We start from the raw sequence: 21,379 nt of genomic DNA on the forward strand, positions 1-21,379 counted from the left end.
ATTTTACCGTTCGGCCTAACTGCCCGTGGTTCTTAATACGTCGTCGACAAAACTTTTTGCTCGCGGAATATCATGCTCATCGACATGTTCAATAATGAGCGGAAGATTCGGGTGCTTTTGCGCTAACCGTTTTAAATAGAGTGGGTAATTTAACGATCCTAATCCGGCGGCGGGTAACTCCACCGAGCCCGCCCCACGGAAGCTATTATGTTCGGCGGCACCGCCGCCAAATTTTTCTGCAACCGCATCGGTTCTTTTGCAGTCTTTGGCATGGGCGATTTTAATTTTGCTTTCCAGCACGTTGAAAATGCTGTGCAGCGTTTCATCGATGGCGTCTATGTTTTTATCATCATAATAATTGGTCGGATCCAGGGCCAGACCTAATCCAGGGTGTTCAATCTCGCTCATCAGGCGAGCCACCTGGCTTACGGAGCCGATGATATTATTCACGTAGTTTTCAACCAGGAATACCGCGTTATGTTCGTAGGCGAAGGTCGCTAACTCCTGGGCGATGGCTTTAAATTCCTGGTAGGCCTCTTCGGTGCTGTTTTTCGGATCATAAAGCCAGTCGCTGTCGGTGTTATAGGTGCCCGTTTCACTGATGACATACGGCGTGCCAAAATCGCGGGCGTGGGCCAGAATCTCCTTCACCGCCGCAATGTTTTCTTCCCGTTTAACCGGGTCGGGGTGAACCAGGTTGGTATAAGCGGAAATTGCCACGATGGGCAAAGAGGCCTTGCGAAATGCATCCCGCACCTGATGCGCTTTCTCTTTAGTTATTTTCCCGCGACGGAGATCAACGTCGGTAAATTCAAGATCCAACTGCACGCATCCCATGCCTGCCTGTTTAATTTTATTGATGGTTTCGTTGAGGGAATAAGGGTAATAACCTGTAAAAATACCGACGTTAATCATTTTGTATTCTCCGGTAATATTTCGTTGAGATAGACGGTTCTCTCTTCCTGAATTGAGACATAGCAAGCCTCAATGCAGGCCAAGGTACTGAGGTTATCTTGGGCGCTAATTAATGGAGGGCAGTTATCTTCAATCGCACACATTAAATTTGCCATGGTGCCAATAAAAGCATCCGGGAACCACTGTCTCTCCCAGCGCGGCGTGACCCAAAGCCCTGGGTTATCCCGAGATGCCAGTTTAAGGGTACTACCACAATATTCAGGTTCGCGGCGATGCCAGCCGAAATCCCCTTCCGCCAGGCCGTCGGTGCCTTCTACTCGCCAGTTTATATAGTTGTTTTTCGCACAGGGCGCTCCTGGCCACGCCCACACATCGTCCAGGCTTGTGGCAATAAGGCCATTTGCGTACTGGAAGGTGTATTGGGTGATGCCATCGGTGTGCGCAAATTTCGTTCGCGGGTCAGTTCGGCAAAGTGCGGTAATTTTTAGCGGGTTACCGAATAAAAAGCGGAAGGCGTCAATATGGTGGATAGCCATGGCGTACAGTTCCAGCTTTTTATAATCCTGTAAGAAAATCTGCCAGTCCGGAATAGCGCGCATATCAATGGAGGCGATAACGGGGTTGCCGATCAGTTGCTTCTCAATAATATATTTCAACGCGCGGATAGACGGGTCATAGCGCATATTTGAGTTGACCGCGATGGGAATGCCACTCTCTTTGCTAAGGCGCACAATTTCTTGCCCATCTTCTAACGACATCGCCAGCGGTTTTTGGCAAAGAATACCTTTGATGTGTCTTGCGGGTGAATCAGGGGAGCAGATAAAACGCACAATTTCGAGCTGAACATGAGGCGGGACGGCAATATCAATAATCTCTATCTGCGGATCGCAGACCATCTCTTGCCATGTCGCATAGACCTTATTTATGCCAAATATTTCCGCAAGACGCTGGCTGTGGCTCGGCTCTCTGGACGTAATCCCGTATGTTGTAAAACCTGCTTTTTGGTAGGCGACCAGATGGCAATGTTCCACAATAAAACCGGCGCCAATGATGCCAATTTTATAATGAGAATGTTTGGGCAGTGTGGGTCGGGTGGCATGCTCTAATTGCTGTAATAACGTGTCCATAGTACCCCAGAGAGTATTGAAAGTAAAAGAAGATGAATTGACTTTAGTCCGCCGGGCTAAAGAGTGTCATAGGTAAAATTCTCTACAATATGGATGCGAATCTCATGGCTTGCGTTATGTGAGTAAGCTCAAAAATTAAGCAGTCATGGCGGCAGTTGAGAAGGGTAGAAATATAACGAGAGCGGGTTTGCCTGCGCCCGAAAAGGCGCAAGGCGTAAGCGGTGGGGAGGACTAATCAAGATGGTAGATGTCTATGCCTTATTACCGATGACTCCGGCGCGCAGCAGAATATTTTTAATTTCCACTTTCATCTCTTCCGTTAAAGGTGAGGCGGGTGGGAGAGAATGTACCTGTATATTTAAACCGGTTAGCTGCAAGGCATATTTCACGGCGTTATAGAAGGGCAAGTCCATACTATAAAGAGGTGGAATCCAGGAGAGGGACTGCTGAAGTTCCACTGCCTGGGCAAACTCTTGCTTGCGATAAGCCTTCAGAATCCCACAGGTAAGGTGTGGCGCGAAGTTCGCGCTGGCCGGAATACAGCCATCTCCGCCAAGAATCAGGGTGCCCAGCAGGTATTCATCGTAGCCTGCGAAAATGGCGAAGTCAGGGCGATGCGGTTTTACCGCATGAATCGTTTCGCGGATATGCGACAGAGTATCAACGGTATCTTTGAGGCCAACAATATTCGGGCAGCTTAATGCCAGCTCACGAATGATATGGACCGGGATCTGCTGGCCGGTTAACGCCGGGAAATTGTAGAGAAGAATCGGCAACTCAAGGGCGCTGGCGATGGTTTTGTAATGGTTTAGCAGGTTGGCTTCGCTGAGCGGGTTATACCAGGGGTTAACCACTACCACGCCGCTTGCGCCCGTGCGTTGGGCATGCAGGCCAGCGTCAATGGTTTGCTGCGTGCCGGAGTGCGCAATGCCAATCAACACGGGTTTTCTGCCCCCCACCTGGCGTATGCAGAACTCGGTAACTTGCTTACGCTGCGCCTCAGACATATGGGCGAACTCCCCGGCGCTGCCGAGGAAAAACAGACCGTCTACCGGGGAAGAGATCAAATGCTCAATAAGCGTCGCCTGTGCTGCGCCATCAAATACGCCATGGGCATCAAACAGCGTTGGAACCGGGGGGATAACGCCACTAAAACGAGGTTTATTCATAATTTTCTCCAGCAGGATAATCGGTTATTTAACGGATTTTATCGGTAAGACAAAAAATGAAGAGGCAAAAACAAAGATGATGGCGGCAATAAATAACGTTGAGTAATCATTATTAAATACCGACAGTAGCCACGCGGAAAGAATAGGGCTGAACGATTGCGGTAATACGGTGGCGATAGTCAGAATACCCATATCTTTACCGGCCTGTTTGCCGCCGCCGGGTAATACTTGCGTCATCAATGCCATATCAATGGAGGTATAAGCCCCGTAGCCCAAACCCAGAATTGCCGCGTAGTAATACATGCCGTTTAATGTAGGCACGAATAACGGAATCATCAAGCCAATTGCCATCAGAATGCTGGAGGCGAACACAAAGATTTTACGGCGCTGGTATTTATCGGAAAGATAACCGGAAACCAGGCCAGAAAATAGCAAGGTGACTAAGGTAATAATGGAGATAGTGCCAATCGCGTAGTTGGAATCTTTAACGCTTAATCCAATATAGTCCTGAAGGATATACAGTTGGTAAGTCACTACCCCCTGATAACCGAGAAACATGGCGAAGCGGCCAAAGAATGCCCAGCCAAAATCTGGATATTGACGCGGGCTTACCCAAAAACTTTTGAAGAAGGTTCCCCATTTAAACGATTCCACTTCCAGCGTTCGGGTGGAGGGTTCACGGTTGATAAGCACAAATGCCACGCAGCACGCGATGATGGCAAGCCCGAACACCAGATAACCTAATTGCAGATTCCATGCGAGATAACCGGCGACAATGATCCCCACCGTACCGCCTGCGGTGGAGCCCGCACCCACAAAGCCTGAAGCGATACCACGGTTTTCAGGCCGGAAGCGGTCGGCAACCACCGTGGCTAAGGGGCCATTCATGCAGTTGAGCGAAACGGCCGCCATCAACCAAAATACGGCAATTCCCGCGACGGTAGTCACCATCGAAATCCCAAAAATCGCCAGCCCGCCGATGAGCGCCCCGCCGACAATCCACGGTGAACGCCGCCCCCAGGTGGAACGGCAGCGGTCAGATAATGCCCCGGCAATCGGCTGCGCGAATATCGTAAATAACAACGCCGATGTCATAACAATAGCCAGATTATTGGCTTTGTTTGCCGGATCTATTTGCGCGATATGGTTAGGTAATAAAACCGAAATTACCCCGCAATAAAGCGCCAGTAAAACGAAGAAATTAGTAAATAACGACGCAAGGAGTATTTTCTTTTTTCTCCCTGAAACCAGTAAGGTATTTTCTGATGTTTTATCGCGAAACTGGCTGCCTGCAGTAGTAGGGTGCAGGGCATTGCTATTATCAGACATGCTTATTTCCTCAATTATTATTTTCAGCAGGGTGTAGCGAAATAAACGACATCCAAACCTTATTTGTGATTATCCTCCTGAACCTGATAAATAAACCTCACGGGTATTTCCGGCCATAATGGCGTGTTTGTCACACGCGGGCAGATCCGTAATGGCTTTTTCAACGCACTGTTTCCAGCGTGAGTAGCCGCCAGCGAGATTGATAACGGGCCAGTCGCCTCCAAATAGACAGCGGCCTGCGCCGAAACAGGCGATTGCGTGCTGGATCCACGGGGCGAGTTGCTCATCTTGCCAGGTTTGCCAGTCTGCTTCCGTAGGCAGACCTGAAATTTTGCAGTACAGAGAAGGGAACGAGGCAAGGGTAGCCAATGCGTTTTGCCAGGCGTCCCGGCCGTTGTGGGCAACATCCGGTTTTCCCATGTGATCTAACACCACTCGCGCAGTCGGTTGCTGTGTAAACAGCCAGCTTAAAAGGTGATAAACAGCAGGCAATTGCTGTGCCCGGACACATAAATCGAGAACAAAACCGGCTTCTGCCGCCGCCAGCAGACCCGCGCGGTAATGGGCATCATAAAAAAGCGCGAGCGGCTCATTCTGAAGTGAGCGGCGAATCCCCACCACGCGGGGCATGGCGCGTAACTGGTGCAGCAGGGGAATCACCGATTCGCCCTTTTCCAGCGGTGCCCAGGCTACGATACCGGCGATGGGAAAAGGGGAATGGGCGGCTTGCTGGTTAATCCAGTTCACCTCATCTAACACCTGATTTTCCGCGCAGTCGGCCTGAACAACGATAGCCGCGTTCGGGATTTCCCCTTGGGCTGCAAAATGCTCGGGCAGATGCGCATGGTTAAGCTGTGGAACATCGCGAAGCCAGGCGTAGTCCAGCCGCCGCGGGTCCCACAGATGCAGATGGCTGTCTACCAGCGTCATTTTTGGGCTTTTCCCCCGTTGCCGGGCAGCACGTCCCAGCCCAGATTGAGCACGGGTGCCAGCAGGGCATCTATTTTCTCAAGCAATGCGCCGTCCAGCGGCCGATCGCTCCAGCGCACATTATCCAGCATGTTTTCCTGGCTGGCGGTACCGATAACGGTGGAGGCGATGCCTTGTTCAGCGGCGGTCGTCAGAGCAAACTGCAGCGCCACCTGCGAAATAGGGGTGCCTTCGCGATCGCACAAATCAGAGACGGCGCGGCAGGCGTTCTGTACCTCCTGATGCGCCGGATGCCAGGCCGGTGCGCCACTGCGGGTCAGCAACCCCATCGACAGCGGCGAGGCATTGAGCACGCCGATTCCGGCCTGGTTTAGCCGCCTTGCCACTGCCCCCAGGCGGCGATCCTGTAGCGTCCAGGTGCAGTAAGCCATCACGGTGTCGACTTTCTGCTCAATCGCCAGCTTTTCCAGGAATGCGAGGTCGTAACCGGTAATGCCGACGTGCCGCACAACACCGCTCTTTTGCAGTTCACGCAGCGTGGGAAGCGCCTCCTCAACCACCTGGCGTAAGTCGCCATATTCAACGTCATGGCACTGGATTATGTCGATATAGTCTGTGCCAAGACGCGCCAGGCTTTCATCCACGCTGCGTAGCGTTGCCTCCCGGGAAAAATCCCATTGGCTATCGCCGTAGCGCCCGACTTTGGTTGCAAGGGTATAACTTTTGCGTGCTACCCCTTTTAGCGCGATGCCCAGGGCCGTTTCCGCTTTGGTTAAACCGTAATAAGGCGCGACATCAAAATAGTTAACCTCATGCGTAAGCGCCGCTGCCACGGTTTCATCGGCTTGGTGCTGCGAGACGGGGTGATAAATGCTGCCCAACGATGCGGCACCCATCGCCAGAACGGGAACCTGAATGCCTGTGCGCCCTAAAGCTACTGTTTTCATTTTCCTGTTCCCTGGTTATTCATGATGTTGTGTGGATCTAAGGGATAAACGCAGCCCGGCCCGAGCAGGGCGAACGTGAGGCCCTTGCGGTGTGGCCCAACTCCCTTCGTTGAGGTGGTGAGTCAGCGCATTTTCATCCACGGTGATCCCGAGCCCCGGTGCTTCGCCCAGGATAATTCCGCCATTTTCGATGCGCTGATCGACGTGCAGCCCAAGCGGGAAATCCAGGTCCTGAACTTCACAGCTCAAATGGTTGGGAATCGCCGCCGCTGCGTGGGCGACAGGGTTGGCGTTATAGCCGACGGGGCTTACCGGTAAATTGAACGCGTGAGCAAGATTGGCGACGCGCAGGAAATGGCTGATTCCCCAACACATCCCGGCCTGCAAGACATCCACAGCCTGTTCGCGTAGCAGCGGTTGAAATTGTTCGATGCCGGTCAGATTTTCCCCGGTGGCGACGGCGCAGTTTGTTTGCTGGCGAATGAGCGCGTGACCGGCGGCGTCCCAGCGTCTGACGGGTTCTTCAATCCAGCTCAGATCGAGCGTTTCTTCCAGGCGTCGCACGTAGCGCACGGCCTGTTTGGCGCTCATAGATTCATTTACATCAATCATGATTGCCGGGGAGGGGGAGTTGCACAGGTACACTTCCCGTACCGCACGCAAACGCTCAATATCCTGCTCAACGTCGAGGCCGCCTTTAAGTTTGAAAGCGCTAAAGCCGCGTTCTGCAAAACGGCGATGCAAATTCACTAACTCGCTAAGAGATAAGGGGAAATCCAGCCCAGAGGCGTAGCCGGGCACAAACGGCGAGCGAGCCCCCAACAGCCGCCAAAGTGGCTGGTTTGCCAGTTTGGCTTTCAGATCCCACAGCGCCATATCGACCACGCCAATCGCCCCGAAAACAGAGCCCGCATGGCCGCTTTTAAAAACCCACGACTGCATTCGGTCATAAAGGGCGGTGACGGCACGCGGATCTTCCCCTTCAATTGCCGGGAAAATACGCGCGATATCCGCGTGCCCGCCCAGCCCGACTCCGCAAACGCCTTCATCCGTTTCCAGGATGAGCAGGGGAACTTCCGTCACACCCGAATCAACGGTGCCATTAATATCGCCGATGGGTCGCCCCCAGCGATGCAACGTTTTTAGCGAACGCCAGCCTGTGATTTTCATCATTCCTCCCTGTCAGTTAAGTTCTGGAACGACGTTGTCGCGAATACGCTGGCGTCTTGCGACATAGGCGGGAAGCGGGGCTACACCCGATTGTTCGGTAAACCAGGCAAACGGATCGGTGCTGGCAACCAGCGCGAAATTAGCCCAGGGGTTGAATGAGCCGGAGCGGATAATCACTTTTGCCCGATGGGCAATATCGTGACACAGCGTTTCGTGGCTGGCGGTGTGAAACTCTGCGCCGGAGCCGGTATAAATTGACTGCACATCACGGTAAAGCTGCGGATGGCAATCGCGCACTTCGCTGGCAAAATGCACCTCTTCGGCAAAAATCTCCTGGCGAAGGACGCGCAAAATCTCCAGCACATCGACCTGGCCTGGCCAGAATCCTAAATCAATACGTTTTGCCTGGGGGGCAATCGGGAAGCCCGCGTCCGTCACTAAGACGATGTCGGTATGGCCTAAGGTGGCTAATGCAGCGGCGAGTTCAGGGTGTAAGATTCTATCGGGTCTCATTTTTTTTATTCCTCTGCGACGAGCATGTTTTTCATAAAGGCATCGATTTCTGCGCGATGGCGATAGGAGGGCACCGTCTCCCAATGGGTACAGCACAGCGCCGCGGTGGCGTTTGCCAGTAACACGGCGTCGCTGATGGATTGGCCTTCATCCAGCGCCACCGCTAAAGCCGCGTTAAAGCTGTCACCTGCGCCATTGCTGTCGACAACGTCGACTTTACAGGGCGGGATTTCCTGCGTGTCGTTATGGCTGAAAACGGCAGAACCGGCGTCCCCCAGCGTCATCACAACATACTGGCAGCCCGTTTCGAGCAAGAGATCGGCGATTTCACGGTTGCTGCGTGCATCATCGGGTGCGAGCCCAAGTGCGACGCGTGCTTCGGTTTCATTGGGGGTCAGGTAATCAATGGCGCTGAGATCGACCCCGCGTAAATTGCGGGCCGGGGCAGGATTAAGAATCGTCACTTTCCCCAACGCTTTGGCTTTGCGTAAGCCGTAGAGTGCGGTATCCAGCGGGATTTCAAGCTGTGCAAGAGCGACACCGGCGCGTTTAAGCTCAGGCAAGGCCTGATCCACCAGGGCGGGAGTAAAGAGTTTGTTGGCCCCCATATCCACGACAATGATATTGCGTGCGTCCTTATCTTTAATGATGAGCCCGGCACCGGTAGGCAACGCTTTTGTGATGGTAAGCGACTGAATATTGATGCCTTCCTGCTGCATCAGGCTGACAAATTCGTGCCCGAAAGCGTCATCTCCTACGACGCCTGCATAAAAAACATCAGCCCCAAGCCGTGCCGCCTGAACGGCCATATCGGAGCCTTTGCCACCCCAGGTCTGGCGAAAATCGTCGCCAATGAGCGTTTCACCCGCCAGGGGAATGCGGTCAGCGGTCATAACCAGTGCTTTCGCGTAGCTACCGAGAATAAATACACTCATCACATACTCCGTTAACTGTGCTGTCTGTTTTATTGAAAATGCCGCCGCCATAAGAGTGACGGCATCCGTCGATCAATAAGCGTTGATGTCCCCTGTCAGGCCTTTCACTAATTCCGGGCCGGAACTGGTGCCGACCAGCTCTGCGCCAGCCATAAACATCTCTTTCATTTTTTCCAGCGTGTTGACTTTACCGGAAACTTTTACCCGGCAGGGGGCCTGAATATTGGCTTTGAGAAGTCGAACATCTTCGGCGGTTGCCGCGCATCCCCCTTTGCCCCAGCCGCTGGACTGTTTCACCCAGTCAATGCCCGCTTCGTAGGCATAACGGGTGGCTTTGATCTTCATTGCCTCTTCAGTAATGAAGCCAAATTCCAGCATCGCTTTAACTTTCATGCCCAAGTCATGTGCAATGTGGGTAACTTGTTTTAGTTCATTGAAGTAAAGGTCATCCAGGCCGCCGAGTAAAAAACCTGGGTTAGGAGGGAAATCGAACTCGTCCGCCCCTTCTTTTACCAGCTCGCGTATCACGGCGACTTTCATGGCGGTGGTGTCGTTGGCCTGCGGGAAGTTAACGGTGGTGGCAACCCGGACGCCGCTGCCTTTCAGGACGTCTTTTGCAACGGAAACCCAACAAGGGGCAATCATTGCTGCGTCAAATTGATACTCCATGCAAATATTCAGGTGCTGGATAAGCCCTTCGCGCGTCAAATCCGGACTGACGTTAGTAAACTGGATGGCACTCGCTACCTGACGGGGATCGTTAAAATCAATCATCTACCTTTACTCCTATTGGCTAAGTTAACGCACGACTATTTATGTGGTGAATATGACGTTTACTTTAGGCAGCGATGGCGGAGAGCGTAATAGCTGGAATTCCATGCGATATGGACAGAATTTCCATGTCAACAAAGTTGTGAGCTTGTTCAAAAATCTATCAGTGCTATAACGACATTTCATGTTTTTGCCGCATCGCCATGCCACGATGAACTAAGGTGTGTGGAGCGTTTTGGGGCTCAAACGGGGATCTGTCATGGAAAAAATCGCGCAGCAAACGCAGATTCTGGCGAACTGGTACCGGGAGTCAGATAAGTTTTCGACGCTGATGAATTACCAGATTTTGCGCGCAGGCCATATTCGTACCGCAGAAAACTTCCGCGTGAGAAGGCAGTCGGTGGTGGGGCATGAGCTGATTTTCTGCCTGAAAGGCAGTGGCTTTGTCCGCCTGGAAAATAGCCTTTATGAAGTCAACGAAGGCTGCCTGGTCTGGCTCCCCGTCCGCTGGCCGCATGAACATTTCCCCGATAAAAATGACCCATGGGAAATATTATGGCTGCGCATCGATAGCGAAAAATTAAGTAATATCATGCAGATTCTGGATGTTCCGCAAAATCCGGTATTCCAGTTTGAAAGCCCGGAAAAGGTGACTGAAATTTATCACCATATTTTCAGCTTAATGAAAAGCCATACCCTGGTGACGGACGCCCATTGCGATGAACTCTGTTCGCGGCTTATTTTCACCTTACTTGAGAATCGCAGCGCCGAAACCACAAAGTCTCCGGTTATTACCCATCGCGGCCTCGGGCGATTGATTTATCAGATTCACAGCCATTACAGCGATGACTGGGATATTGAAAAATTTATGCAGTACTGCCAGGTGAGTAAATCACAACTTTTCCGCTTATTTCAGATGACGTTTAACCAAAGCCCATTGCGCTGGTTAAAAAATTATCGTTTATCCCAGGCGCGCCGCTTACTGGTTGAAACGCAGGAGTCGATAGGGCGAATTTCAGGCCTGGTGGGGTATAACGATCCGCTGCACTTTTCCAGGGATTTCCACCGTTCGGTAGGGTTATCCCCCAGCGAGTTTCGCCGCCGGGAGCAACGTCTGGACTGGGAGCAAAATAACTCAGGCGAGGGTTCACGTTGATAATCAATGGCGAGATATATTCTTTTAATTAACGCCCGCCGTCATATTAATTAACAACGAATGTCATTATTTCTCTAATTTTGGGGCGTCGTAACACGCATCAAAAATGCTATTTAATGTTTTTTAATATACTGTTTCACTTTGTATCATTTTTGATTATATTCATTGGTTAGTTAGCGTGTTAATTAAAATCTAATAACCGTTTTTGCTGTTTTTTAAACTATCGCGGAAGAGCTATTGTCCATTAATGGGTATTTATAAACCTCTCCTTGGTTGTGTTTGAATGAAAAAACATTGTTATTAATTATTTAATTAATCCCAGTATTTATAAAAATAACGATGGTATACCCAAAATTCAAATTCAAGAGAGGAAGCGGTGAGTCAATTACTCGGTGTCATTAAAGCTGTCATTGGTCAGGTTTATGTAGTTGAAGCGGATGGCTCACGGCGTCTTTTGAAAGAAGGCGACAGGATCTACAGCGGAGAAGAGATTGTCACGGGCGACAGCGGGGCGGTGAGTCTCTCTCTGCCGGACGGTAAAACGCTGGATCTCGGGCGAAACAGCCACTGGAGCGAACACGGCTTCAACGCGGTAAATAATGCAGAACATGATACTCAGGATGTTGCCTCGCTACAGAAATCCATTGCCGATGGCGTTGACCCGACCAAATCCTTAGAAGCCACCGCCGCAGGCAATGAACCGCCGGTAGCTATCGAAGGCGGCGGCGGGGGGCACACCCTCGTTCAACTGGAATTAACCGGGCAGCATATCGATCCCATCGGCGGATTCACGACCGCCGGGCTAAAGGTATCGACCCCAGAATTTGTCCAGCCTGAGAATGGTTTGGCCCCTGTTTCCACAGACAGTTCCACTCCTGAACAGCCGTCTTTGACGCCACAGATTCCGCTAACCCCGCAGGTACCGCAAACACCGCAAATTCCTCAGACACCGCAGACACCGCAGACGCCGCTGATACCGCAGATACCGCAGACGCCGCAAATTCCACAGACACCTCTGACGCCGCAGCCGCCGCAGGCAGTTGAGACAGCAGAAAAACCGCTGATCAAAATTGACAACTTTGCGGGTAACGATGGGTTTATTAACAAAAATGAAATAACCCACACCCCCATCAGCGGTACCAGCAACCAAAACCACATCACGCTGGTGGTTACGGATAGCCAAAAAAACACAATCACCCTTGATGTGCCCGTTGAGAACGGCCGCTGGACTACACAGCCCGATCTCAGTGGTTTAGTGGATGGCGAGATTACCGTGCTGGCAACGGCGACGGATGCTGAAGGCCATACGGCGCAAACTACCGCTGACGCACAGATCGACACTGTCGGCCCGCTGGACCACATCACCGTCGATAGCGTGACGCCTGATAATGTCATTAATATCGCCGAATCCCACGAGCCTGTTATCTCAGTCCACGGCCATGTTTCCGGCGATGCAAAAGTCGGCGATGCGGTTACGGTAACGGTAGACGGCAAGGATTACACCACGCTCGTCACTCCGATGAGCGACGGGACATTAGGGTACACGGTGGATGTCTCAACCCAGGGGTTACTGGCTAGCCCGGAGATCCACGCGGTTGTCACCTCAACGGACGAGGCGGGGAACACCACCCAGGCCTCGACGAATCACGCTGTTCATATCGATCTCGACATTCATAACTCCGTCACCATTGGCACCGTTGCGGGAGATGACGTTGTCAACCGCACTGAATCTCGTATGCCGACGCTGATTTCGGGTGAAGCCGGAGGCGATGCGAAAGCGGGCGATCCGGTTACCGTCACGGTACAAGGCACGCAATTCCATGGTGTGGTGATTAACGACAACGGCCAACTGCGTTACGAAATCCCCGTCCCGACCAACTTGCTGCGCGAGGGGGACAATGACGTTGAAGTCCAGTTAGTCAGCCGTGATGCGGCGGATAACGAAGCCGTTGCGGTGGCGCACCATACCGTCACGCTGGACACCCACGCCGATGCTTCCATCACCGTCGATACCGTTACCAACGATAACGTCCTGAATCACGACGAACTGGGTCAGCCGCAGTCGATCACCGGCATCGTGGGCGGTGATGCGCGCGTCGGAGATGCGGTGACGCTTGAGATCAACGGGCACCAGTACACCGGCCAGGTTGAAATGCAGGGCGGCTCGCTGGGCTACCGCATTCCGATCCCAGCGGGCGCGTTCGGCGACAACAGCCTCGGCGAAGTCAATGCCCACATGCGGTTTACCGCCAGCATCACCTCCCGTGATGCGGCTGGCAATATGGTCACTGAAACCACCGAACATACGGTACAACTGGATAACCATGCCGATAACGGCGTGACCATCCGCGCCGTGGCCGGGGATGATGTGGTCAATCACGACGAATCACAGCACGACACCCTTATCAGCGGCGACGCCAGCGGTAAAGACGCGAAAGCGGGCGACAAAGTGACGGTGCATGTGCAGGGCCAGGACTTTGAAGGCCGCGTGTATGCCGATGAGCACGGTCACCTGCGCTATAACGTGGCGGTCACATCCGGCACGCTGAAGGAAGGTGACAACGATGTGCAGGTCACGCTGACCAGCCAGGATAAGGCCGGAAACGAAGCTGTTGCCGTGGCGCACCATAACGTCGTGCTCGACACCCATGCCGATGCGAGCATCACCATCGATCGTGTGACCAAAGACAACACGCTGAACCGCGAAGAGCTGCAAGGCAACGACCACCAGATGATTACTGGCACCGTGGGCGGTGATGCGCGCGCTGGAGATACGGTGACGCTGGAGGTCAACGGGCATCCTTATACCGGTCTGGTTGAAAAACTGGGCGACGGCAGCCTGGGCTACCATATTGGGGTGCCGACGGCGGAATTTGTGGACGGGCGCGGGGAGTTGATTGATGCGTATACGCACTTTACCGCCACGGTGACCGCCCACGATGCGGCTGGCAACGAGGTTATCAGCAGTACCGATCATACGGTTCATATCGATAACTTTGCCGTTGCGACTGTCACTCCTGATAACGTCAGCGATGACAATATGCTGGACCAGCATGATATTCAGGGCAATGAATGGCTGGCGATCACCGGTACGGCGGAGGGGGATGCGCGGCCGGGCGATGCGGTGGTGGTGATGCTCCACGGGGAACGCTTTACCGGTCAACTCGACGCTGGAGATGACGGCAAACTGCACTATAACGTCTCGGTGCCGACCCATCTGCTGGAAGAAGGGCCGAATGATGTGCAGGTGCTGGTCACCAGTTTCGACAGGTACGGAAACGATGTGACCGCCGTTGGGCAGCAGACCCTGACGCTCGATACGCATTTTAATGATGAATCGCAACCTACGCCTGTTGTGACGCCAGCCGTGGTTAATGTGGGTGTCAGCGTTCATGAAGCTCCAAAAGACCCAACGCCGACGCCAACTCCAGCCGTAACCAAAATCAACGGCGGCAGCGAGAACCCTGATGGTTTCGATGTTCAGGACGGAAAAATCGTGCGAATCGGGGCGAATGTTCGCGTCTGGTTAACCGACGGGGATGCTGAGCCTGTATGCGACCATCCGGAAAATCAGATCAAAAATTACAGAGATGGCAACGCGGGTGGAGATGGCGCTTATTCCGATATTTTTGTAATACATACAGGCAGCGTATATACGCAAAATGGTAATCACGGCAATTTAAATTCTGTACACGGTAACACTCAAGCGCAAAATAATGCGGGCAGCCACAAAGACTACATCTTTGTGCAAACTGAAGAGGGTGTTGTGGCTGAAGTGAATAATAATTTTACGAATAACCGCAATAACAATGTCAACACGCTCGATAACGTAACGTTGACCTACACCACTTCTGAAGGTCATCATGGCACATACTTACAGGGCAGCAACCAAATTGAAGGGGTGATCTTCGGGGATGGCACTTCGCGTCTTGCCGCGGGCTCCGATACCAAAGTTGAACCGGGCGTTGCGCCTGCTGCGCCGCACGATTATGTGATTGATATTACGGCAGACCTCAGCGGTGGCGACGGTAGCACTGCGCTGACGGGGATAACGCTTGAAGGCCTCGCAAAAGGCACTCAAATCCTTCAGGACGGAAAACCTATTTTTACCGTGGGTGACGAGGGTAAATACGTTATCGATAATCCAGCGCACGGCACGGCGATACAGGATCACATCACCGTTCGCGTTCCGGACGGTCTGCCTGAGCCGGTCGTAACGGCTCATGCCACGATGGAAACCCATGCAACGATTCTGATGCCCGCAGCCGCCCACGACTCATCTGATCATCTGGATAGCCACATTGCCGCGGCACCTCCAGTCGCAGACGATAGTCATCACAATAACGCGGCGCCTGTTACAGAAGGGCATAGCGATGGCTCGCTCTCCTCGTTGTTAGCCGGTGACGAACATGAATATTTCCTTACGCCTGCGGCGGGGGATCATCAGAATGTGCAAAACGCCTCGGTGCTGACGGCTCAGGTTGAAGGGCATGTTGCTCAGAGCCATTCGGATAAAATCGACCTGAGCGATTTGGCCCATGAGCTTGACCATGGGACGGATATTACCCAGTTAATTGGTGCTGCAAACCATCAGGGCAGCGCCGCTGCTGACGTGGCGGCGCAAATGCCACCGGCTGCTCCGGTATCTGCTCCGGCAGATTCTTATGATCACCACAGTGTTGTAGCGACAACGATTGATCACCTATTTCCCAAGGCCGAACACACCCAGTACTGATTAACATCCGCAGTATTTAAACGTAAAAGCCTCAATCGAAAGATTGGGGCTTTTTGTCTCTGGCCCCAGAAAAAGAAAATAAGAAATATAGGCGTGTTATTTCGATATATATCTTTTTCGTCTTGCTGATACTTTTTCGTTTTTAAAACCGCAAAAGACATCCTGTTATAGTCATTTCATTGAGCGGGTGTTGGCTATTTTATAAGGGAAAAACATGAGATTAACGATTCCACATTTGCGCGTCGGCGCGGTTGTGCTGTTGGCTGGATTAGCGCTGTCTGGTTGCGATAATGCCAGTGATAACGCCAAACATATTAAGGTGGGCGTGATTAACGGTGCGGAGCAGGATGTGGCTGAAGTCGCCAAAAAGGTCGCCAAAGAGAAATATGGCCTGGAGGTGGAGCTCGTCGGCTTTAGCGGTTCATTATTGCCGAATGATTCAACCAATCATGGCGAACTGGATGCCAATGTCTTTCAGCATCGCCCCTTCCTTGAGCAGGATAATAAGGCGCATAACTATCATCTGGTGGCGGTAGGCAACACGTTTGTCTTCCCGATGGCCGGTTATTCGAAAAAAATTAAAAACGTTTCCCAATTGAAAGACGGCGCGACCGTTGCCATTCCAAACGACCCGACAAATCTTGGGCGCGCACTTTTACTGCTGCAAAAAGAAAAACTGATAACGCTTAAAGAAGGGAAGGGGCTTTTGCCGACGGCGCTGGATATTACCGATAACCCACGCCATCTGAATATTATGGAGCTGGAAGGGGCGCAGTTGCCGCGCGTGCTGGACGATGCGAAAGTCGATGTGGCGATTATTAGCACCACCTATATTCAGCAAACTGGGCTGTCACCGGTACATGACAGTGTGTTTATCGAAGATAAAAATTCACCGTATGTGAACATTCTGGTTGCTCGAGAGGACAATAAAGATGCGGAAAATGTGCAGGAGTTCCTGAAATCCTATCAGTCGCCAGAAGTGGCAAAAGCCGCAGAAACTATTTTTAACGGCGGCGCAGTGCCGGGCTGGTGATCACCCATCTGTTCTTTAAATCATGCGATATTCAGTGGTGATCCCTGAGGGATCACCACTGAGATTTTCTATTTTAATACGGAGAATTTTTTGGTGATGGGTTTTATCTTTGACGTTTCGCCATAGATAGCAATGGCGACGAAATCCAACTCCGCCAGTGGCGTGGCATGTGTATCCTGAATTTGTTGCTCCGATGAATGTGAAAGCATTGTCGTGGTGAAAAAATTATAAAGAATATTTTCTTCCTGACACTGCTGTGCTGCCGCCGAAAGTTGATTGCTGTTCTTTGCCTGTAAAATAATCACCGGATAGTGATTTAAATAGGCCGTTAGCGCGCTATCACCGTTGGTGTAAGTATTAAAACAAGGGTCGGCTGCTTTTAGCATAATACCAGAGCAAAGATGGCCCGTGGCATTCATCTGGGTCGCAACATCCACATTCCTGTTCACAATGACGTAAAGTTTATAATCATTATCTTCAAACATTAATTTACTCCACTCTATCTTGACGCATTTTTAGTGCGAATTTTGGCAATAGCATAAGTCACAATAAACATCACGATAGTCGGCACAACCCACCCCATGCTTTCATTATAAAACGGCAGGGCTCTAATAAAGCCAGGCGTGAATTGATCCGGAATGACGCTCTGTATAATGCCTAAAACAAATGAAACCAACAAAGGTGGGAAACAGATGTTTTTCGGCGCACGCTTTGTCAGGCCAATCAGTACCAGAACGATAAACGGCGGGTAAATAGCCGTTAACGCCGGAACGGAAAATTTGATTACTTCGGTCAGGCCGATGTTAGAAATAGCGCACGATATTCCCGCCAGAATAATGACCAGTAATTTATAGTTCAGGCGTAAGATTTGGTGCAAATAACCCGCGCACGCGCTGGTGAGCCCAATTCCTGTTACCAGACAGGCCAGGGTGATGATAACGGCTAAAAATACCGTGCCTTTATATCCAAATGAATAAGCGATAAAAGACTGAAGCACAACGGCGCCGTTGGTGGCTTCGGGTGCCAGGAAGTGGCTGTGCGCCCCGAGATAGAAAAGGCTGATGTAGACGTAAATAAGCCCAAGCCCGGCAATCAGACTGGTAATGACTGAATAACGTGTAATGAGGGCAGGCCGACTGACTCCCCGCTGGCGAATAGCCGTGATGATAATCACTGCGAACACCAATGCTGCCAGGGTGTCCATCGTAAGATAGCCATTGATCATCCCTTTGGAAAAGGGCATCGCGGTATATTCTGGCGTAGTGACAAGTTCATTGCTGGCCGGGTTCCAGAAAGCATAAATACCCAGAATGATCAGCAGCACCACTTTTATCGGCGAAAGGTATTTCCCGACGATAGTCACAAGTTTTGATGGATTTAGTGAGCAAAGCACTACGGCAATAAAAAACAGCACGCTAAAAAGATGCAAAGATAATGCGCCGTGCGTTGCCGGAGCGACGCCTATTTCATAGGAGACGGTGGCTGTACGCGGGCTACCAAATAATGGCCCCAATGCCAGATAACAGATTAATGTCAGAATCAGGCCAAATATTTTACCCGCTGGGGCCGTTAACGCTTCCAGTGAACCATTTTTATTTGCCATAGCAATGATAGCCAGAACCGGCAAGCCGACGCCGGTAATCAGAAAGCCACTCACTGCAAACCAAAGGTTATTACCCGCCTGCATCCCAATAAAGGGAGGGAAAATAATATTTCCCGCGCCGACAAATAAAGCAAAAGTCATTAACCCTAATGTAATAACTTCACTTTTTTTTAGCTTCATTTAATATCCGTGGTGTTAATGTTGTGTTGTTAAGAGAATTATAGTTTTTATCGTGCGTAATGGCTGAGCGTATAGCCATTACGCACGCAATAGTGCTGGTTTCTAAAGTTAACCTAATGAATTTTTTCTATAAACAAAATCACCAGGTCTTTGCCATTAGCCAGAGACCTGTTCCGTATACCACCACAACCATAAAGATGGTCAGTAATAGGATATATCTGTAGATATTTTGATATTTTGCCATGGTTTATAAAATGAAAGTGCCTTCAATCATTAATCGTGCCGAACCGTAAAGTGCCACGCGCCCGTCGTTCCGGACACAACAACGCAGAGTGCCTTTGCGGCTGCCCCCTTGTTGCGCCAGCAGCTCGTTTTTGCCTGAACGCTCTGCCCAGAAAGGTGCAAGGAAAGTATGCGCGGAACCTGTCACCGGATCTTCATTGACACCGACCTGCGGGCCAAACCAGCGGGAAACAAAATCAAATTCGCCGCCGCCCGGGGCGGTAACAATAACGCCACGCGTTTTGAATACGGCCAGTTTGTTGAAATCGGGGGTGAGCGTCTCCAGACAGGATTTGTCTTTTGCCAGCACAATAATATCGTCGGAAAGCCAGAAGCCTTCGACGCTCTCCTTCAGCCCTAACGCGGCAAGCAATCCTTCTGGTTCTTCAATCGGCAAGGCTTTCTTTGCCGGGAAATCCATGCAGAACTCATCGCCTTCTTTGCTCACTGAGAGGATCCCGCTGCGCGTCGAGAAGTGAATGATTTTTTGCGAATAATTGAGCTTATTAAACAGCACCCAGGCGGCGGCGAGAGTGGCATGCCCGCATAAGTCGACTTCTACGGCAGGGGTGAACCAACGCAGATGATACCCCTCTGGTGTTGGCACAAAAAAGGCGGTTTCAGAAAGGTTGTTTTCGCTGGCAATAGCCTGCAAAACGGCGTCGTCAAGCCAGTGTGTCAGCGGGCACACGCCTGCCGGATTTCCCGCAAAAGGCTGGGATGCGAAAGCATCTACCTGATAGAAAGGCAACGTGGTGATATCACTCTTTTTCACTGATTTTCTCCAGATAGTTGTAGATGGTGTAGCGCGTCACGCCGAGGACTTTAGCCATTTGATTGACGCTGCCCTTAATCTTAAACATCCCCATGGCATGGGCTTCTTTAACGGCGCGCAGTCTGAATTCTTTGGTGCTTTCTGAACCGGTTGGTCGCAGCCCGGAAAGTAACTCTTCAACGGACGCTTCCGTTAATGCGGATGGGCTCGCTTCAGGCGTTTCCGCCATTCCCGGAATCGACATCAGATAGTCCAGGTCTCGTTTGAGGCGCATCGCGACTTCTGTGTCAACATTCACACAGAAGGCAACAACAGGGCAGCCATTCATATCGTAGTAAATGGTCGATGAACTGCTCAGCCGTTTGCCCGCCACCGTGGTGGTAAAATAACCGCTGAATACCCGGTAAGATAAGCTCTCTCTCGGCTCGTCGAGCAAACCTAAAAACCCATCGTCTTCTTCAGGGCCTGCCAGGAGCGCATCGCCTTTTTTCCGCCCGCTAACATGGCCGTTAACGATGCTGATAACCGAAGCTTCTGGCCGGGTGAGATCATGTAATACCGCTTCGGTATTGGCGGGAAGCGTTGCCGCCAGTGTCTCAATTGACGCTGAGAGAACCGTAATCAGCCTTTCACGTTCATTAATCATGGGAACGCTCTGCCCGGCAGACGGCTTGAACTTCAATCTCTACATCCAGACCAAACGCCAGTTGGCTTGTGGTGACCGAACGCGCCGGGAACCCCTGGGGGAATGCCTCGCGGTAAGCGGCATTAAACTCGGCAAAATTTTCCATGCTGCTCAGCCAGACCTGCACGCGAACCACATCTTCCATCGTTGAACCGGCACGCGCTAAAACATCACGAATTGATTCCAGGGCGCGATTCGTTTGCTCAGTTACCGTTCCATAGATGGGCTGCCCATCCGCGCTCATGGACACCTGTCCTGACAGGAAAATAAAGCCATTGGCTTTAACGGCGTCAGAAAAAGGGAAGGGCTTGCTGGTGGGGTAACGAGTGATTGTCATAGCGGAATATCCTGGTTGCCGTTGATGGAAAATGAGGCATTCACGGTAGCATTGCCTCTGGGTATGTTCAACAAAATTAAACTAATCAACAAGTGTTGATTTTGCCGTAAAGATGCGGTCTATTTTGCGACGTACCACTCCTTCCGGTGGTTCCACGCCACCAAAAAATTGAGTAGCGCGGCGCCGATCAGGGAATAGAACACTAGCTGAGGTTTTAAGAAGAAAAGCGAGGAGGAGAAGAGAACCAGATCAAAGGCCAACTGGAACCAGCCCGCTTTAAGCCCAGTCTTTTCCTGAATATAAAGGGCTAATATTCCAATGCCCCCGCAGCTAGATTTATGTCTGAATAACCCTAATAAACCGATACCAATGCATAGCCCGGCTAAAACAGCGCCAACCAGAGGGTTAAAGTGGCTGTAGGAAATAAAGGAAGGTAATACCCCCGTAAGAAGAGATATTAACGTTACGGCGAGCAAGGTATTTATCGTGAATGCAAAACCTAATCTCATCGCCGCAAGCAGATAAAAAGGGACGTTAATAAGAAAGAAAACAATGCCGAAACTTGTGCCAGTGGCATAGGTTATGAGAAACGCGAGCCCTGCGGTCTGGCCGGTGATGAGCCCAAGACTGTGCAACATGGACATGCCAAACGAAATAATAATAATGCCAAAGAGTTGCCCCTGGATATTATCGATAAGGTTATGTCTGGCAGATAGCGGTGGCTCCTCCTGGACGTTTTGCGGGTTATTACCTTTGGCGGAATTTTTCATTTTAATTTCCAAATCAG

19 protein-coding genes are annotated in these 21,379 nt (G+C 51.3%); 3 read left to right on the plus strand and 16 right to left on the minus strand.

All coding sequences use genetic code 11. From position 1 onward, the window contains the following. Positions 1 to 15 precede the first annotated feature (15 nt). From AB1E22_RS14930 to deoC, 10 genes are all read right to left on the minus strand, one after another. On the minus strand, positions 16 to 915 hold the full coding sequence (locus tag AB1E22_RS14930; protein WP_367596021.1) for a sugar phosphate isomerase/epimerase family protein: 900 nt from the start codon (positions 913 to 915) through the stop codon (positions 16 to 18). Beyond that, positions 912 to 2,042 (minus strand): Gfo/Idh/MocA family protein, encoded by a 1,131-nt coding sequence (locus AB1E22_RS14935; RefSeq protein ID WP_367596022.1) that lies wholly within the window; start codon positions 2,040 to 2,042, stop codon positions 912 to 914. Before AB1E22_RS14935 ends, AB1E22_RS14930 begins: the two co-directional genes overlap by 4 nt. Positions 2,043 to 2,293: 251 nt before the next feature. Then, positions 2,294 to 3,211 (minus strand): dihydrodipicolinate synthase family protein, encoded by a 918-nt coding sequence (locus AB1E22_RS14940; protein WP_367596023.1) that lies wholly within the window; start codon positions 3,209 to 3,211, stop codon positions 2,294 to 2,296. 24 nt (positions 3,212 to 3,235) lie between these two features. After that, positions 3,236 to 4,540: an MFS transporter gene (locus tag AB1E22_RS14945; protein ID WP_367596024.1), complete on the minus strand. Its 1,305-nt coding sequence runs from the start codon at positions 4,538 to 4,540 to the stop codon at positions 3,236 to 3,238. 69 nt (positions 4,541 to 4,609) lie between these two features. Then, positions 4,610 to 5,470, minus strand: coding sequence for an amidohydrolase family protein (locus AB1E22_RS14950; protein WP_367596025.1), 861 nt, complete (start codon positions 5,468 to 5,470; stop codon positions 4,610 to 4,612). Further along, positions 5,467 to 6,417, minus strand: coding sequence for an aldo/keto reductase (locus tag AB1E22_RS14955; protein ID WP_367596026.1), 951 nt, complete (start codon positions 6,415 to 6,417; stop codon positions 5,467 to 5,469). The genes AB1E22_RS14950 and AB1E22_RS14955 overlap by 4 nt, the downstream gene beginning before the upstream one ends. Before the next feature lie 15 nt (positions 6,418 to 6,432). Beyond that, the gene (locus tag AB1E22_RS14960; protein ID WP_367596027.1) at positions 6,433 to 7,587 is read right to left on the minus strand and encodes a mandelate racemase/muconate lactonizing enzyme family protein; all 1,155 of its coding nucleotides are present in this window, start codon (positions 7,585 to 7,587) and stop codon (positions 6,433 to 6,435) included. Positions 7,588 to 7,599: 12 nt separating this feature from the next. Further along, positions 7,600 to 8,100 carry an RbsD/FucU domain-containing protein gene (locus AB1E22_RS14965; RefSeq protein ID WP_367596028.1) on the minus strand — a complete coding sequence of 167 codons (501 nt, stop codon included), beginning with the start codon at positions 8,098 to 8,100 and terminating at the stop codon, positions 7,600 to 7,602. Positions 8,101 to 8,105: 5 nt separating this feature from the next. Next, on the minus strand, positions 8,106 to 9,035 hold the full coding sequence (locus AB1E22_RS14970) for a ribokinase (RefSeq protein WP_367596029.1): 930 nt from the start codon (positions 9,033 to 9,035) through the stop codon (positions 8,106 to 8,108). A gap of 72 nt (positions 9,036 to 9,107) precedes the next feature. Next, entirely contained in the window at positions 9,108 to 9,809 is a 702-nt protein-coding gene (deoC, locus tag AB1E22_RS14975) for a deoxyribose-phosphate aldolase (RefSeq protein WP_367596030.1), read from the minus strand. Positions 9,810 to 10,065: 256 nt separating this feature from the next. Here deoC and AB1E22_RS14980 point away from each other — a divergent pair, with 256 nt between their 5' ends. The 3 genes from AB1E22_RS14980 to nlpA all read left to right on the plus strand — a co-directional run bounded on the left by AB1E22_RS14980 (position 10,066) and on the right by nlpA (position 16,730). After that, complete coding sequence (locus tag AB1E22_RS14980) at positions 10,066 to 10,962, plus strand: helix-turn-helix domain-containing protein (protein ID WP_367596031.1); 897 nt, start codon at positions 10,066 to 10,068, stop codon at positions 10,960 to 10,962. 376 nt (positions 10,963 to 11,338) lie between these two features. Then, complete coding sequence (locus AB1E22_RS14985; RefSeq protein ID WP_367596032.1) at positions 11,339 to 15,697, plus strand: retention module-containing protein; 4,359 nt, start codon at positions 11,339 to 11,341, stop codon at positions 15,695 to 15,697. Positions 15,698 to 15,911: 214 nt separating this feature from the next. After that, positions 15,912 to 16,730: a lipoprotein NlpA gene (gene nlpA, locus AB1E22_RS14990; RefSeq protein WP_367596033.1), complete on the plus strand. Its 819-nt coding sequence runs from the start codon at positions 15,912 to 15,914 to the stop codon at positions 16,728 to 16,730. A gap of 68 nt (positions 16,731 to 16,798) precedes the next feature. On the opposite strand, the gene AB1E22_RS14995 is transcribed toward nlpA, so the two are convergent. The 6 genes from AB1E22_RS14995 to AB1E22_RS15020 form a co-directional block, all read right to left on the minus strand. Next, the gene (locus tag AB1E22_RS14995) at positions 16,799 to 17,215 is read right to left on the minus strand and encodes a DUF2000 family protein (RefSeq protein ID WP_367596034.1); all 417 of its coding nucleotides are present in this window, start codon (positions 17,213 to 17,215) and stop codon (positions 16,799 to 16,801) included. 14 nt (positions 17,216 to 17,229) lie between these two features. Then, on the minus strand, positions 17,230 to 18,513 hold the full coding sequence (gene brnQ / locus AB1E22_RS15000; RefSeq protein WP_367596035.1) for a branched-chain amino acid transport system II carrier protein: 1,284 nt from the start codon (positions 18,511 to 18,513) through the stop codon (positions 17,230 to 17,232). A 247-nt stretch (positions 18,514 to 18,760) separates the two neighbouring features. Further along, positions 18,761 to 19,570 (minus strand): PhzF family phenazine biosynthesis protein, encoded by an 810-nt coding sequence (locus AB1E22_RS15005; protein WP_367596036.1) that lies wholly within the window; start codon positions 19,568 to 19,570, stop codon positions 18,761 to 18,763. After that, positions 19,557 to 20,216: a helix-turn-helix transcriptional regulator gene (locus AB1E22_RS15010; RefSeq protein WP_367596037.1), complete on the minus strand. Its 660-nt coding sequence runs from the start codon at positions 20,214 to 20,216 to the stop codon at positions 19,557 to 19,559. The genes AB1E22_RS15005 and AB1E22_RS15010 overlap by 14 nt, the downstream gene beginning before the upstream one ends. Then, positions 20,209 to 20,592 (minus strand): RidA family protein, encoded by a 384-nt coding sequence (locus AB1E22_RS15015; protein ID WP_367596038.1) that lies wholly within the window; start codon positions 20,590 to 20,592, stop codon positions 20,209 to 20,211. Before AB1E22_RS15015 ends, AB1E22_RS15010 begins: the two co-directional genes overlap by 8 nt. Before the next feature lie 119 nt (positions 20,593 to 20,711). After that, on the minus strand, positions 20,712 to 21,374 hold the full coding sequence (locus AB1E22_RS15020; protein ID WP_367596039.1) for a YitT family protein: 663 nt from the start codon (positions 21,372 to 21,374) through the stop codon (positions 20,712 to 20,714). Positions 21,375 to 21,379: the final 5 nt, after the last annotated feature.

Origin of the sequence: Buttiauxella gaviniae, from assembly GCF_040786275.1 — a bacterium.
In the GTDB taxonomy this organism is placed as follows: Bacteria; Pseudomonadota; Gammaproteobacteria; order Enterobacterales; family Enterobacteriaceae; genus Buttiauxella; species Buttiauxella gaviniae_A.